This window comes from Mesorhizobium sp. M7A.F.Ca.CA.004.12.1.1, assembly GCF_003997835.1.
Lineage (GTDB): Bacteria > Pseudomonadota > Alphaproteobacteria > Rhizobiales > Rhizobiaceae > Mesorhizobium.
The window spans coordinates 1-13,463 of the sequence record NZ_RZRK01000061.1 but is presented as its reverse complement, the minus strand read 5'-3'; the positions used below and the strand labels follow the sequence as shown (position 1 = coordinate 13,463).

Annotated in this window: 16 protein-coding genes and 1 pseudogene; 6 read left to right on the top strand and 11 right to left on the bottom strand. The window is 63.8% G+C overall.

Annotated features, from left to right (window positions below; translation table 11 throughout):
* Positions 1 to 99, bottom strand: a pseudogene (locus tag EN984_RS05465) (ATP-binding protein); the annotation flags it as partial.
* Positions 100 to 282: 183 nt separating this feature from the next.
* Entirely contained in the window at positions 283 to 1,224 is a 942-nt protein-coding gene (gshB, locus tag EN984_RS05460; RefSeq protein ID WP_127266732.1) for a glutathione synthase, read from the bottom strand.
* 230 nt (positions 1,225 to 1,454) lie between these two features.
* Here gshB and EN984_RS05455 point away from each other — a divergent pair, with 230 nt between their 5' ends.
* The 6 genes from EN984_RS05455 to EN984_RS05430 all read left to right on the top strand — a co-directional run bounded on the left by EN984_RS05455 (position 1,455) and on the right by EN984_RS05430 (position 7,506).
* Positions 1,455 to 2,804, top strand: a complete 1,350-nt coding sequence (locus tag EN984_RS05455; protein ID WP_023814197.1) for an EAL domain-containing protein — start codon at positions 1,455 to 1,457, stop codon at positions 2,802 to 2,804.
* A 267-nt stretch (positions 2,805 to 3,071) separates the two neighbouring features.
* Complete coding sequence (locus tag EN984_RS05450) at positions 3,072 to 3,839, top strand: SDR family oxidoreductase (RefSeq protein ID WP_023814196.1); 768 nt, start codon at positions 3,072 to 3,074, stop codon at positions 3,837 to 3,839.
* Entirely contained in the window at positions 3,836 to 4,789 is a 954-nt protein-coding gene (locus tag EN984_RS05445) for a 2-dehydro-3-deoxygalactonokinase (protein WP_127266733.1), read from the top strand. Before EN984_RS05450 ends, EN984_RS05445 begins: the two co-directional genes overlap by 4 nt.
* The gene (locus EN984_RS05440) at positions 4,786 to 5,427 is read left to right on the top strand and encodes a 2-dehydro-3-deoxy-6-phosphogalactonate aldolase (RefSeq protein ID WP_127266734.1); all 642 of its coding nucleotides are present in this window, start codon (positions 4,786 to 4,788) and stop codon (positions 5,425 to 5,427) included. Before EN984_RS05445 ends, EN984_RS05440 begins: the two co-directional genes overlap by 4 nt.
* Positions 5,424 to 6,305 carry an SMP-30/gluconolactonase/LRE family protein gene (locus tag EN984_RS05435; protein WP_127266735.1) on the top strand — a complete coding sequence of 294 codons (882 nt, stop codon included), beginning with the start codon at positions 5,424 to 5,426 and terminating at the stop codon, positions 6,303 to 6,305. The genes EN984_RS05440 and EN984_RS05435 overlap by 4 nt, the downstream gene beginning before the upstream one ends.
* A gap of 127 nt (positions 6,306 to 6,432) precedes the next feature.
* Positions 6,433 to 7,506 carry a D-alanine:D-lactate ligase-like protein gene (locus tag EN984_RS05430; RefSeq protein WP_127266736.1) on the top strand — a complete coding sequence of 358 codons (1,074 nt, stop codon included), beginning with the start codon at positions 6,433 to 6,435 and terminating at the stop codon, positions 7,504 to 7,506.
* 40 nt (positions 7,507 to 7,546) lie between these two features.
* On the opposite strand, the gene EN984_RS05425 is transcribed toward EN984_RS05430, so the two are convergent.
* The 9 genes from EN984_RS05425 to EN984_RS05385 all read right to left on the bottom strand — a co-directional run.
* Positions 7,547 to 7,960, bottom strand: coding sequence for a GFA family protein (locus EN984_RS05425; RefSeq protein ID WP_127266737.1), 414 nt, complete (start codon positions 7,958 to 7,960; stop codon positions 7,547 to 7,549).
* Positions 7,961 to 8,001: 41 nt separating this feature from the next.
* The gene (locus tag EN984_RS05420) at positions 8,002 to 8,466 is read right to left on the bottom strand and encodes an SRPBCC family protein (protein WP_127266738.1); all 465 of its coding nucleotides are present in this window, start codon (positions 8,464 to 8,466) and stop codon (positions 8,002 to 8,004) included.
* Positions 8,463 to 8,783 (bottom strand): helix-turn-helix domain-containing protein, encoded by a 321-nt coding sequence (locus EN984_RS05415; protein WP_127266739.1) that lies wholly within the window; start codon positions 8,781 to 8,783, stop codon positions 8,463 to 8,465. The genes EN984_RS05420 and EN984_RS05415 overlap by 4 nt, the downstream gene beginning before the upstream one ends.
* Before the next feature lie 258 nt (positions 8,784 to 9,041).
* Positions 9,042 to 9,329, bottom strand: a complete 288-nt coding sequence (locus EN984_RS05410; RefSeq protein WP_023762651.1) for a DUF1330 domain-containing protein — start codon at positions 9,327 to 9,329, stop codon at positions 9,042 to 9,044.
* Positions 9,330 to 9,361: 32 nt separating this feature from the next.
* A complete protein-coding gene (gene pyrF, locus EN984_RS05405) occupies positions 9,362 to 10,075 on the bottom strand; it encodes an orotidine-5'-phosphate decarboxylase (protein ID WP_164748777.1) in 714 nt (237 codons plus the stop codon).
* Positions 10,072 to 10,668: an NADPH-dependent FMN reductase gene (locus EN984_RS05400; protein ID WP_127266740.1), complete on the bottom strand. Its 597-nt coding sequence runs from the start codon at positions 10,666 to 10,668 to the stop codon at positions 10,072 to 10,074. The genes pyrF and EN984_RS05400 overlap by 4 nt, the downstream gene beginning before the upstream one ends.
* 288 nt (positions 10,669 to 10,956) lie before the next feature.
* Positions 10,957 to 11,562, bottom strand: a complete 606-nt coding sequence (gene pmtA, locus EN984_RS05395; RefSeq protein ID WP_023810874.1) for a phospholipid N-methyltransferase PmtA — start codon at positions 11,560 to 11,562, stop codon at positions 10,957 to 10,959.
* Positions 11,563 to 11,729: 167 nt separating this feature from the next.
* A complete protein-coding gene (gene dnaJ, locus EN984_RS05390) occupies positions 11,730 to 12,860 on the bottom strand; it encodes a molecular chaperone DnaJ (RefSeq protein WP_013528587.1) in 1,131 nt (376 codons plus the stop codon).
* 213 nt (positions 12,861 to 13,073) lie between these two features.
* The coding region (locus tag EN984_RS05385) for an Hsp70 family protein (protein ID WP_164765382.1) at positions 13,074 to 13,463 on the bottom strand (390 nt) is incomplete at its 5' end.

The window sequence follows — 13,463 nt, the reverse complement described above, 5'->3', positions numbered from 1 at the left end:
GATGTGCATGTTGACCTTGCCGGGCGCGATCATCACCTGCACGTCGACCGGCACGGCCTCGATGCCCTGGAAAGCGACCGTGCGAACCCGCGCCACCATCGTGCAACCCCAATTCAGGCTGGCCCCAGCCCCTGCGATCAGGCCAGGAATGGCCCGCCGGGAAGACAATCACACTTCCCCGGTCAAATCAAGAACATTACGGGAACGCATGACCGCTTGGGTTGCAGCGGAATTGAGCGCGGTTGCAAAAACGGAACATGGTTAAGACAAAATGAAAACGGCTTACCCGCGCTTTCCCTCGACCGCGTCCCAGAACAGGCTGGCGATGTCGGCGCCGCCGAAGCGTTTGACCTCGCGCACGCCGGTCGGCGAGGTCACGTTGATCTCGGTCATGTAGTCGCCGATCACGTCGATGCCGACCAGGATGAAGCCGCGCTCCTTCAGCGATGGGCCGATGCGGGCGCAGATCTCGCGTTCGCGCTCCGTCAGTTCGGTCTTTTCGGCGCGGCCGCCGACATGCATGTTGGAGCGGGAATCATGCTCGGCCGGCACCCGGTTGATGGCGCCAACCGGCTCGCCGTCGATCAGGATGATGCGCTTGTCGCCCTTGCGCACGTCCTTGAGATAGCGCTGTACGATGTAGGGTTCGCGGAACATCTGGCCGAACATTTCCAGCAGCGAGGCAAGGTTGCGGTCGGCCTCCAGCAGATGGAAGATGCCGGCGCCGCCATTGCCGTAGAGCGGCTTGACGATGATGTCGCCGAACTCCTTGCGGAAGGCGGCAACTTCGAGCGGATCCTTGGTGATCAGCGTGTCCGGCATCAGGTCGGCAAATTCGGTGACGAAGATCTTTTCCGGGCTGTTGCGCACCCAGGCCGGGTCGTTGACCACGAGCGTTTTCGGATGGATGCGCTCCAGGATGTGCGTGGTGGTGATGTAGTTCATGTCGAAGGGCGGATCCTGGCGCAGCAGGACCACATCCATCTCCGACAGGTCGGTACGCACCTTCTCGCCCAGCGAATAGTGGCTGCCCTTCTCGTCGCGCACCTGCATTTCCTCGATGCGGGCAAACACCTTGCCGTCGCGCAACGAGAGCCGATCCGGCGTGTAGTGGAACAGCTCATGGCCGCGCCGCTGCGCTTCCAGCGACAGCGCGAACGAGGTGTCGCCGGCGATCGACACGGTGGAGATGTGGTCCATCTGGACGGCGATTTTCAGCTTCATGGCGGGTCTCCGGCGGCTCGGATGGACGACTGTCTTGCCTGTACAGGCTCACTGCCCGTCTGCCAATCGCGACATTCCTGGGATTGGCATCCGACACCCGAATGCGCTGCTTTCATCGATCCTTCGAAACAGTCGCGGTTGCCCCTGGAAAATCGATTTCGCGATACGTTTCCTAAAGGGTTTGCTGCCAGTCTGAAAATAAATTCCGACGTCACAAAACAGGGACACCGATGCAAACTTCGTTTGGCACCGGTCAGGCAAACAGGGAGAGCACGGATCTGGCATTCACAGATCCGTTGACCGGGCTTGGCAACCATCGCCGCTTCTTCGACAAGGTCGATCGCCTGATCGCCGACCGTGCCGACGATCCCGCGCCCTTTACCGTCGGCATTCTCGACCTCGACGGCTTCAAGCCGATCAACGATCTGTTCGGCCACAAGGCCGGCGACGACATCCTGATCCAGGTGGCGATGCGGCTGCGCGCCTCGATGGACGGCCATTCCACGGTCTGCCGCATCGGTGCCGACGAATTCGCCTTTCTCTATCCCCTGGTGTTCAGCGAGGATGCAGCGGCCGAAAAGTCGCGCATGCTGATCGAGATCCTGTCGGCGCCCTATGATGTCGGCGAACGCACCGCCAGGCTTTCGGCCTCGGTCGGCTGCTCGCTGTTCTATTCGGGCGACGAGACCACGGAAATCCTCATCAATAAGGCCGAGACGGCGCTCTATCACGCCAAGCGTTCCGGCCGTGGCCGCGTCGTCGTCTACACCCGTGAGATGGAAGAGGCGGCCAAGCGCGTCACCCGCATCGAACAGGCGCTGCGCCGGGCTGTCTCGGCCGGCGAGGTGGAGCCGCATTTCCAGCCCATCGTCGACCTCAACACGCGCCGCACCATCGGCTTCGAGACGCTGGCGCGCTGGACAGATCGCGACCTCGGCTCGGTGCCGCCGACCGTCTTCATTCCCATCGCCGAGGAGCGCGGCATCATCGGCCCGTTGTCGCAGCTGGTGCTGCGCAAGGCGACCGAAGCGGCCAGAAGCTGGCCGAAGGACCTGTTCCTGTCCTTCAACCTGTCGCCATCGCAGCTCGTCGACCAGAACACCGGCCTGCACATACTGGCGATCCTCGATCGCACCGGCTTCGATCCGCGCCGGCTGGAGATCGAGATCACCGAGACCGGCCTGATGAACGACCCGGCCTCTGCCGCGCAGATCGTCGAGGATCTGCGCCGCGTCGGCATCCGCGTCTCGCTCGACGATTTCGGCACCGGCCAGTCCTCGCTCGGCCGTCTGCGCGAATTCCATTTCGACAAGCTCAAGATCGATCGCGCCTTCGTCTCCTCCATTCTCGACGACCGTCCCTCGGAGCACATCATCCGCGCCATTCTCGCAATGTGCGAGGGGCTCGGCATGGACGTCGTCGCCGAAGGCATTGAGCAGGAAGCGCAGGCCGACCGCCTCGTCCAGTTCGGCTGTGCCGGCGGGCAAGGCTATCTGTTCGGCAAGCCCGTCGATGCCGACGCCACGCTCGGCTATCTCCGTGATTCCTTCCGCGGCGCCCTGCGCGCCAAGGCGATCTGACCGGCGATCCCCGCGATCCGCAATCCCGACGGTGCCGCCATGCGCATCCGGTGCGGCGCATTGTCGTTTTGTCTGACATAAGCCCAGAAATCCGATCTTTCGCCCTTGCCCACGCGCCTTGCGTGGCTAGGATGCGCGCCGATCACGCTACAGCGCCGCGCGTCCTTTCGGACGCGCAAAGGACGCTGTAGCAATTTACATCTTGCGCATGATCCCTTTCCGAAAATCGATCCGATTTTCGGGGTCATGCGCTGGGAGACAGGAACGATGATGCCATCGGCGCATTTTGCCGACCTCGAAGGAGCCTCGGTGCTGATCACCGGCGGCGGTTCCGGAATTGGTGCTGCCCTGACCGAGGGGTTTGTGCGCCAGGGCGCCAATGTCGCCTTCATCGACATCGCCGACGGCCCAAGCACGGCCCTTGCCGACCGCATCGAGAAAGCGTTCGGCAAGCGGCCGCTCTATCTCAAGACCGACCTACGCGACGTCGAGGCCCTGCGGGCGTCCGCCGCGAAGGCCGCCGAGGCGCATGGCGATGTCACTGTGCTGGTCAACAATGCGGCCTGGGATGAACGCCACGCCGTCGAGGACGTGACGGTCGAGTTCTGGGACAACAACCAGGCTATTAATCTCAGGCCGCATTTCTTCACCGCGCAAGCGGTGGCGCCGGGCATGAAGCGGGCGGGCGGCGGCTCGATCATCAACTTCACCTCGACGTCCTATCTGATCAACCACCCCGACATGCCGTCCTACACGGCCGCCAAGGCCGGTATCCTCGGTCTGACCAAGGGGCTGGCCGGCAAGCTCGGTGTCGACGGCATCCGCGTCAATGCCATTGCGCCCGGCTGGGTGATCACCGAGCGGCAGAAGGAGCTCTGGGTGACCGAACAGGGGCTTGCCGCCCATGTCGCCAAGCAATGCATCAAGCAGGTGATGCAGCCCGACGACATCGTCGGCACCGTGCTGTTCCTGGCCTCGGACGCCTCGCGCATGCTGACAGCGCAGATGCTGGTCGTCGATGGAGGTTTCCTGTGAGCCCAGCCGGGAACGCGCCGGCGGTCGCCGCCGTCGACTGGGGCACGACCCGCATGCGGGTCTGGCTGATCGACGGGCAAGGCAAGGTGCTTGCTGAACGCCGTGGCGATGATGGCCTGATCACGGCGCAGCAGAAGGGCTTTTCGACCATCCTCGAAGGGCATCTGGCGGCGATGGGAGCACCAGCGGCGCTGCCCGTCATCATCTGCGGCATGGCCGGATCCCGCCAGGGCTGGCTGGAAGCGCCCTATGTCACCGTGCCGGCGCCGCTTAGCGCCATCCTTGCTGGTGCCGCCAGCGTGCCCGGCCAGAGCCGCGACATCCGCATCGTTCCGGGCCTTGCCCAGCGACTGACTGACGCGCCCGACGTCATGCGCGGCGAGGAAACCCAGCTTGCCGGCGCCGGCCTGCCGGCCAGGGGGCGCCAGCTGGTCTGCATGCCCGGTACCCATTCGAAATGGGTGCTGGTCGAGGACGGTACTGTCACCGGCTTCGGCACCTGGCCGACCGGCGAGCTGTTTTCGGTGCTTGCCGCGCATTCGATCCTGCGCCATTCGCTCGGCGAACATCCAAAGCCCGTCACATCGGACAATCCGTTCTTCCGCCGCTGGTGCGAAACCGCATTGAGCGATGGCGGCGATGTCACCTCGCGGCTGTTTTCCATCCGCGCCGCCGGCCTGCTGCAGGATTTGAAAGCCGACGATGCCGCAGCCTGCCTGTCCGGCCTTCTGATCGGCGGCGAGATCGCCTCCGCCAGCCGTCGGCACGGCGCCGGTGCGGAACCCGTGGTGCTGGTCGCCTCCGGTGCGCTGGGAACGCTGTACAGCGAGGCGCTCGGCCTTGCCGGACTTGAGGTCCGGGCCGTCGACGCGGACGAGGCGGTGCGTGCAGGTCTCGTCGAGGCGGCGCGCGAGAACGGCATGATCGCAAGAATTGGAGCAGCTCGATGAGCCAGACCGCACCGTTTCCAAAACTCAAGCGCGGCCTGGTTGCCATCCTTCGCGGGCTCAAGCCCACCGAGGCGATGGCCATGGGCCAGGCACTGTTCGACGCCGGCATCGAGGCGATCGAAGTGCCGCTGAACTCACCGCAACCGTTCTCGTCGATCGCCCGCATCGTCCAAGTGCTGCCGAAAACGGCGCTGGTCGGTGCCGGCACGGTGCTGACGCCGGCCGATGTCGATGGCTTGCACCAGGCCGGAGGGCGGCTGCTGGTCAGTCCCAACATCGATGCCGAAGTGATGGCGCGCGCCATGCACTACGGCATGGTGACGATGCCCGGCGTGTTCACGCCAACCGAAGCCTTCCAGGCGATCAAGCTCGGCGCCTCGGCGCTTAAATTCTTCCCGGCGAGCGTGCTGGGTGCAGGCGGCATTTCCGCGATGCGCGCGGTGTTGCCGGCGCAAACGCTGGTCGGTGCCGTCGGCGGCGTCTCCGAAAAAGATTTTGCCGGCTACAAGGCGGCCGGCGTGACCGCCTTTGGACTGGGCTCCAGCCTGTTCAAGCCGGGCATGAGCGTCGACGAGGTGGCCGCGCGTGCACATGCTGCCGTCGTGGCCTGGGATGCGGTGTTCGGAGAAGCAGGATGAGCGAAGCGATCGTTACGGTTTTTTCCGATCACGTCTGCCAGCTCGGCGAGGGGCCGAGCTACGATCCCGCCACCGATACGCTCTACTGGTTCGACATCGTCAACGGTCAGCTTCTGCAAAAGCAACTGTCCGGCGGCGCGGCCACCGTCCATGAGCTTGGCCAAATGGCGAGCGCCATCGCCGTCATCGACGACAAGCGCCAGCTTATCGCCGCCGAAACCGGCCTTTATGTCCGTGATGTCGCGACCGGCAAACTGACGCTGCACACGCCTGTCGAGGCCGACAATCCGGTCACACGCTCCAACGATTCCCGGGTCCACCCCTGCGGCGCCTTGTGGATGGGCACCATGGGCAAGGGCGAGGAAAAAGGCGCCGGTTCGATCTACTGGTTTTTCAGAGGCGAACTGCGCCGGCTGTTTTCGGACATCACCGTCTCCAATTCGATCTGTTTTACCGAGGATGGCGCAATCGCCTACTACACCGACACCTCGACCGGGCTTTTGATGCGCGTCGCCTGCGACCCGGCGACCGGCCTGCCTGCCGGTGAGCCAAAGCTGTTCGTCGATCACCGCTCGGCCAAGGGCTATATCGACGGATCCGTGCTCGACCGCGACGGCATCCTGTGGAATGCCGTCTGGGGCGGCAGCGTCATCGAAGCCTATGGACCCGACGGCAAGCTCGTCCGCACGGTCGCCATGCCGGTGACGCAGCCATCCTGCCCGGCCTTTGTCGGCGCCAAGGCTGACCGGCTGGCGGTCACCTCCGCCTGGTCGGGCAAGGATGAGAAGCAGCGTCTGCTGGATCTGCAGGGCGGCATGACCTTTCTGCTCGATATTCCCGTCAACGGCCGCTTCGAGCCGCGCGTGCTGATCGCCTGAACGAACTGGATTCTGCGGTCGGACGGTGCGTTGTCACGCAACCGCCCGCGCCGTGTCGGTTTCGCGAGAGCCTGACGCCTCGACCGTGCGATGGTAGGCAATCGCACTGCCGGGGAACGTTCATCTCATGCCGAGCCGCCAGCCAAGACTGATCCTCGTCCATGAGCCGGAGAAGGCTTGTTTCGACCGTCTGGTCGCCGACGGTCATGCACCGCAGCGCGCCGCCGAAATCGCGTCCTATCTGGCGCAGTCTACCGATCTCGCTCCTGAATTCGAGGCGCTTGAACGCGCCTGCCAGGCACGCGGCCTGTCGTTTGCGCCAGTGGCGCTGGACGACGCCGCAACGGTGCTCGCCGAGGAGCACCCCAGCACGACGCTGGTCTGGACGCTGACCGACGGCATCGCCTATTTCCGCGGCGGCGCGGCGCCCGCTCTGGCGCGATTGGGCGGTTTCAAGACGGTCGGCGCAGATGATGCGCTGTTCGCGCTCTGTCAGGACAAGTTCCGCTCCGGAGCCGTGCTCGGCGCACTCGGCATGCCGGTGCCGCAGGCCGGGCTCGCGCGCGACGGCCAATGGCTGGTCGAGCCGCCGGCCTCGCCCGCCGGCTGGTTCGTCAAGCCCAATCGGCTCGGCGCCAAGATCGGTATCTGGCCGGACTCGCGTGTGGCCGACCTCGGCCATGCGCTGGAGCTTAGCCGGCGCGTCTTTTCGGCCTATCGCGACGATGTCGTCGTCCAGCCCTATGTCGCCGGCCGCAATGTGCGCGCCAGTTTCCTCGGCCTGGTGCCTGGCGCCGGGGTCGAAGCCCTTGGCGTGGCTTTTGTCGATTCAGGCGCCGATTTCCAGACCATGGCCGACAGCCTGGCGCTCTACGGCGACACCGGGGAGGCAGCGAAAGCGGCGGGACATTACGCCGAGCCGGAACTCGTCGCGGTTGCCGACAGCCAGCCGGCCGCCGACACCAGGATTCGCGCGATCGCCGAGCGGCTGATGGGCGGGCTCGGCCTGCGCGATGTGTTTTCCATCGATCTCAGGGTCGAGGCCGACGACACCGTCCACCTCATCGAGTTCGAGGTCTGCCCCGGCCTGCCCTGCTTCGATTTCCGCGCCTATTGCCGCCAGCAATGGGGCCTCGAGCTGGCCGACGCCATGGCCAAGACAGCGGCGAGCCGGCTGATCGGCCAAGAGCATCGCGCCTGAAGGCGCGAGGGCAGATCGCGGGCCGACGGGCGGACGCGTTTCACTGCGGCATTCGCTCGACCGCCTGCAAGGACGGATCCATCTTGTCCCAGGCATGGCCGTGGCTCGTGTAGGTCACCATCTGCGGGCTGAACTGTTCCGGATCGTCGAGGCTGGCCGCGTGGACCACTATCAGCTCGGGCATGGCGACGGGTATCAGAAAGACCGGCGTTCCGCAGGTTGGACAGAAGGTGTGGATTTTTTCGTTGCCGCTGGCGCCCGCCACGCGCCAGGTGCTCACCTCCCCGGTGATGGCCATATCGGCACGCTGGCCGAAGGTCAGGTAGGATCCGTGGCCGGTGCCTGAGCGCTTCTGGCAATCGCTGCACTGGCAGTGGTTCTGGAAGATCGGCTCGTCATTGGTTTCGTAGCGGATCGCGCCGCATGCGCAGCCGCCGGTATAACGCTTGGTCATTGTCATTCTCCACGGGCCTGATTCTGCTTGAGGTCGCAACATCAGGCCGATTTCGGCTTGGCGAAAATGTCGATGCCGCTGCCGGTTTCGAGGAAGGATTTCAGGCTCGACAGCACCGCCGGCCAGCCCTGGCTGACGCCTTTCGCCATGCCGCTGCCGGCTTCGAGCTCGTCATGGCTGACGGTCAGCCGCACCATGGTGTCGTATTCCTCGATGGCGAACGTCACCCGGCTGGTTTTCGACGGATCGTCGGCCTGCGAAGCATTCGCCCAGGTGATGACAAGGCGGGTCGGCGGCGAAATCTCGACGACCTCGCCGACGAGCTCTACGGTCTGTTCGTCATTGGCGCGGATATGTTCCCATTTCGAGCCCGGCGTCCATTCGGAGACGTTCTCGTGGCCCCAGTAGCGCTTCGCGATCTCGGGCTTGATTATGGCCTCGAACACCTTCTGCGGCGTTGAGCGGATATAGGTCACGTAGACAAAGCTGGTCGTTTCCCTGGTCATCGGTCTTCTCCTTCGAGTTCTTGCTTCAGGTCGTGCAGCAGGCTGAGCCGCTGCCGTTCGAATTTCCGTACCCAGCGCTCGTAGACTTCGTGCAGCGGCACGGGATTGATGAAATGCAGCTTTTCGCGGCCGCGCTTGACCGTGCTCACCAGATTGGCCGCCTCCAGCAGGTCGAGGTGCTGGGTGGCGGATTGCCTGGCCATGTCCAGATGGTCGCAAAGCTGACTGAGCGTCTGCCCGTTCTGCTCGCACAGAAGGTCAAGCAGCCTTCTGCGTGTCGGATCGCCCAGCGCTTTGAAAATCTTGTCGGCGTCCATCTGCCTCACCTTGTTGTAGGCACAATATGCAGGTAAATACCTGCATGTCAACCGGCGATCCGACCCGCGTGAATGACCGCTCGTCGGCACGGCTCCGCACCCGGCAACTGCGCCAGGCAGATGACCGTGAAATCGCGGAGCAAAGATATGTAAAATGCGCCTGCGGGGCTTCAAACGCCGCCAGGCTTTATCCGATTTTGAGCAATGATCTCCGGCGAAAACCGGAATGACTTCTTCGGAACTATGCTTGCAAGGACATCAGGCGCCCTCGACCAGGACGATTTCGCCGTCGGCGACCTTCTGACGGATGGCGACGGCGCGCTGGTATTCCGGCGAATGGTAGCAATCATGCGCGGCGGCGAGCGATTCGAACTCTATGATGACGTTGCGTGCCCGGCCGGGGCCTTCGGCCTTTTCATGCTCGCCGCCGCGCGCCAGGAACTTCGCACCGAAGCGCTCGAAGGCAGGCTTGGCGGCGGCGACATAGTCCTTGTAGCCTTCCGCGTCGCGCACATCGACACGGGCGATCCAGTATCCCTTGGGCATTTTCTTGGTCTCCGAACTTGTTCTTGGAAATCTCAGGCCGAGCGCATCTCGTCGAGGATGGCTTCGGCCGCTTCCCGTTTGTTGTCCGCAGCAATGATCGGCCGGCCGACGACGAGGTGGCTGGCGCCGTTGCGGATCGCCTGGCCCGGCGTCACGACGCGCTTCTGGTCGCCATGGTCGCTGCCCGCCGGCCGGATGCCGGGTGTCACCACCGCCATGTCGGGTCCGACGATGCGGCGCACCGCCTCGGCCTCCGCGGCCGAGCAGACGATGCCGCCCATGCCGGCATGCAGCGCCTGTTCCGAGCGCCGCAGCACCAGCGTATGCGGGTCGTACTCGTAACCGACATCGATCATGTCCTGCTCGTCCATCGAGGTCAGCACGCTGACGGCAAGCAGGCAAAGGTCGCTGCCGCGCGCTGCTTCCACCGCCGCCGCCATCGCCTTGGGATAGGCGTGGATGGTCAGCATGGTCATGCCCATCTTGACGATGTTCTCGACGCCCTTGGCCACCGTGTGGTCGATGTCGAGCAGCTTCATGTCGAGGAAGACCTTGGTGCCGCCGCTGGTCAGTTCCCTGGCGAAATCGAGCCCGCCGGCGAAGGCAAGCTGGTAGCCGATCTTGTAGAAGGAGACGACGCCGTCGAGTTCGCGCACCGCCTGCTCGGCTTCTCTCACTGTCGGCACGTCGAGGCCGACGATCAGCCTTTCCTGCATGGATTGGGCCTGCAAGGTGCTGGCAATCATGTCTCTATCCGGGTGGACAGCATGCGCGAGGTTTCGATCAGCGTGCGGCATAGATGCTCCATCGATTTGTACAGTCTTTCGTCACGGAAATTGCCGTCCTCGTCGAAGGCGCTGCCACCCTCGGGCACCGAGCATTCCGGCGTCACCACCTCCATCTGGCAACGTACCAACACGGCGCGCAGATGGTTGATGCAGCGGATGCCGGCAAAGTGCCCGCTGGAGGACGAACAGAGGCCAACGACCTTGCCGGCAAGTGGCCTCACCGGCCGCCCGCCATCCCTGCGCACCCGGCTCACCCAGTCGATCGTGTTCTTGAGCAGCGGCGGAATGGAGCCGTTATATTCGGGCGTGGCGATCAGCAGCCCGTCATGGGCGATCACCAGACGGCCGAGTTTCTGGGCGTTTTCGGGAACGCCTTTTTCCTTTTCCAGATCCTCGTCCAGGATCGGCAAGGGATAGTCGGCAAGCGAGATGCGGGTCACCTCGGCGCCTTGCATGGCAAGTTCCTTCTGCGCCACGTCGGCCGTCCTGCCGCTATAGGCGCCGCTGCGCACCGAGCCGGCGAAGACGAGGATTTTCGGGATCACTGCCATTGGCCACCCTTGCTCCCGGACAGGTACAGCCAAGGATCGAGCAAATCAACGCCAACTTCGTCATCCCTGGGCGAAGCAGGAGCGAAGCTCCGTCGCGGAGACCCTGGGATCCATTCCGTGACCTTGACCGTAGAGTGCGGCGGAACAGAACTCTGCGCCGTGGCGTGCACTCGGAAGTCGCGGCATGGATCCTCGGGTCTGCGCTGCGTCGCTGCGCTCCTTGCTCCGCCCGTGGATGACGAAGTCATAGAGTTTGCGCGAGTCGCCGAGCGGTTCCGCTCCGAGAAACTAATGCGCTTCGCGGCGGTAGATCCACAGCTGGGTCGGCGGGATGTTGCGAAGGATGAAATCGAAATGCTTGACCGTATAATTGCCACGGCCGGCCGGGATCGGCGACATCGGGCCGTAGGTCAGCTGCACGATCGGCCGTCCGGCCGGGATGCGGTCGAGCAGGCTCTCGATATAGGCAATGCGCTGGGCGACCGGGAAGTTGAGCAGCGGCACGCCGGAAACGACGGAATCGAAGATCATCCCGCTCTTGTCGCCAAGCGTGGCGTTGAGATTGAAGGCATCGCCCTCGATGACGTTGACGCCGGGATAGAGCCGCCGCAGATGACGGACGAAATCCGCGGAATACTCGACCGCGTAGAGGTTTTCGGGCCGCACGCCCTGAGCGAGGATGGCGCGGGTGATCACGCCGGTACCGGGGCCGACCTCAAGCACCGGCAGGCCGGATTTAGGATTGACGATCGAGGCCATTTTGCGCGCGGTGACCGAACTGGTGGGCACGATCGAACCAACCGCCTTCGGCTTGTCGATCCAGCCCTTGAAGAATTTGAGTTCGTCGTCGAACTTTTCGACAAGCGCCTTCCGCAGTCCAGGGCCACGTGTCATGCAAGCTCTCCTCAGCGCTTCCCGCAAAGTTACTTAGCACCTGAGCGGTGCTAGGCAAGGCGCGGCCGGACGCATGTCGTGGATAAGATAATTTTCGTCGCGTCTCAAGGGGTGACGCGATTCAAGGATTTACGCGTTGCAAATCGGCTTAGGCTGGCCAAAGTGCATCAACGTTCGCCAAAGGACTCGAAAAAATCCTTCATGCGGGCAAAAAAGCCGCTCGATTGGGGCGAATTGTCCTGCGAGGAGAGCTGTTCGAACTCCTCCAGCAGCTCACGCTGGCGGCGGGTCAGGTTCTGCGGCGTCTCGACCGCGGTCTGGATGTAGAGGTCGCCGACATTGGGCTGACGCAGCACAGGCATGCCCTTGCCCTTGAGACGGAACTGGCGCCCGTTCTGCGTGCCCTCGGTCACCTTGACCTTTGTCTGCGTGCCGTCCAGCGTCGTCACCTCGAAGGAGCCGCCAAGGGCTGCCGTCGTCATCGAGATCGGCACCTTGCAATACAGGTCGGCGCCGTCGCGTTGGAAGAACTCGTGCGGTTTGACCGCCAGGAAAATATAGAGGTCGCCCGATGGCCCGCCGCGCAGGCCGGCTTCGCCCTCATTGGCAAGGCGGATGCGGGTGCCGTCCTCGATGCCGGCCGGGATGTTGACCGACAGCGAACGCTCCTCGGTGACGCGGCCCTGGCCGGCGCATTTCGGGCACGGATCCTTGATTGTCTGGCCGCGGCCCTGGCATTGCGGGCAGGTCCGTTCGATCGAGAAGAAACCTTGCGTGGCGCGCACCTTGCCGTGGCCGTTGCACATCGAGCAGGTGACGGGCTGGGTGCCGGGCTTGGCGCCGCTGCCCGAACATTCAGAGCAGGAGATCGACGCCGGCACCCGGATCTGCGCGGTCTTGCCGGCAAAAGCCTCTTCCAGGGTGATTTCCATGTTGTAGCGCAGGTCGGCGCCGCGTTCGCGGCCGCCCGACGAACGGCGCTGGCGCCCGCCCATCATGTCGCCGAAAATGTCCTCGAAGATATCGGCGAAACCGCCGGCGCCAAAACCTTGCGCGCCGCCATTCATGCCGCCCTGTTCGAAGGCGGCGTGGCCAAAGCGGTCGTAGGCCGCGCGCTTCTGCGGGTCTTTCAGCGTCTCGTAGGCTTCGTTGATTTCCTTGAACTTGTGCTCGCAGGAATGATCGCCGGGGTTGCGGTCGGGATGGAACTGCATGGCGAGCTTGCGGAAAGCGCTCTTGAGCTCCTTCTCGTCGGCGCCTTTTTGGACGCCCAGCGTCTCGTAGAAATCAGCTTTCATTTTTTCCCGCTGTCCGGATGCTCAACGTCTTGAAGCATTGTTGCGTCTCTTTGCCGGCACTGACGCTTCGATTTAGGTGCGATGGTAGGGGGATGCCAGTGTCGACGCGGCTTTGCCTGCATTTTTTCAACCAGGCCCGCTGTTTTTCTGCAAGGGGTTGCAATAAAGCCCGGCCTTCTCCGGGCTTTTCGCTTTACCTTGCCGTCAAACGGTTCAGGCCGACTTCTTCTTGTCGTCATCCTCGTCGATTTCCTCGAAATCGGCGTCGACAACGTCACTGTCCTTGGCGGCGTCCGCCTTGGCGTCGGCTTCCGCCGCTTCCTTCTGCGAAGCCTCGTACATGGCCTGGCCAAGCTTCATCGAAGCCTCGGCAAGCGCCTGGCTCTTGGCTTCGATGTCGGCCGGGTCGTCGCCTTCGGTCGCGGTCTTCAGCGCCGCGATCGCGTCGGAGATCGCCGTGCGCTCGCCTTCCGAAACCTTGTCGCCATATTCCTTCAGTGACTTCTCCGAGGAATGCAGCAGCGCTTCGGCCTGGTTGCGGGCCTCGACCAGCGCCCGCCGCTTCTTGTCGGTCTCGGCGTTGGCCTCGGCGTCCTTGACCAT

What these genes read in the sequence shown, in the direction of transcription:
- gshB (WP_127266732.1), bottom strand. Translation starts at nt 1,224, where the DNA reads ATGAAGCTGAAAATCGCCGTCCAGATGGACCACATCTCCACCGTGTCG.
- EN984_RS05455 (WP_023814197.1), top strand. Translation starts at nt 1,455, where the DNA reads ATGCAAACTTCGTTTGGCACCGGTCAGGCAAACAGGGAGAGCACGGAT.
- EN984_RS05450 (WP_023814196.1), top strand. Translation starts at nt 3,072, where the DNA reads ATGATGCCATCGGCGCATTTTGCCGACCTCGAAGGAGCCTCGGTGCTG.
- EN984_RS05440 (WP_127266734.1), top strand. Translation starts at nt 4,786, where the DNA reads ATGAGCCAGACCGCACCGTTTCCAAAACTCAAGCGCGGCCTGGTTGCC.
- EN984_RS05435 (WP_127266735.1), top strand. Translation starts at nt 5,424, where the DNA reads ATGAGCGAAGCGATCGTTACGGTTTTTTCCGATCACGTCTGCCAGCTC.
- EN984_RS05430 (WP_127266736.1), top strand. Translation starts at nt 6,433, where the DNA reads ATGCCGAGCCGCCAGCCAAGACTGATCCTCGTCCATGAGCCGGAGAAG.
- EN984_RS05425 (WP_127266737.1), bottom strand. Translation starts at nt 7,960, where the DNA reads ATGACCAAGCGTTATACCGGCGGCTGCGCATGCGGCGCGATCCGCTAC.
- EN984_RS05420 (WP_127266738.1), bottom strand. Translation starts at nt 8,466, where the DNA reads ATGACCAGGGAAACGACCAGCTTTGTCTACGTGACCTATATCCGCTCA.
- EN984_RS05415 (WP_127266739.1), bottom strand. Translation starts at nt 8,783, where the DNA reads ATGGACGCCGACAAGATTTTCAAAGCGCTGGGCGATCCGACACGCAGA.
- EN984_RS05410 (WP_023762651.1), bottom strand. Translation starts at nt 9,329, where the DNA reads ATGCCCAAGGGATACTGGATCGCCCGTGTCGATGTGCGCGACGCGGAA.
- pyrF (WP_164748777.1), bottom strand. Translation starts at nt 10,075, where the DNA reads ATGATTGCCAGCACCTTGCAGGCCCAATCCATGCAGGAAAGGCTGATC.
- EN984_RS05400 (WP_127266740.1), bottom strand. Translation starts at nt 10,668, where the DNA reads ATGGCAGTGATCCCGAAAATCCTCGTCTTCGCCGGCTCGGTGCGCAGC.
- pmtA (WP_023810874.1), bottom strand. Translation starts at nt 11,562, where the DNA reads ATGACACGTGGCCCTGGACTGCGGAAGGCGCTTGTCGAAAAGTTCGAC.
- dnaJ (WP_013528587.1), bottom strand. Translation starts at nt 12,860, where the DNA reads ATGAAAGCTGATTTCTACGAGACGCTGGGCGTCCAAAAAGGCGCCGAC.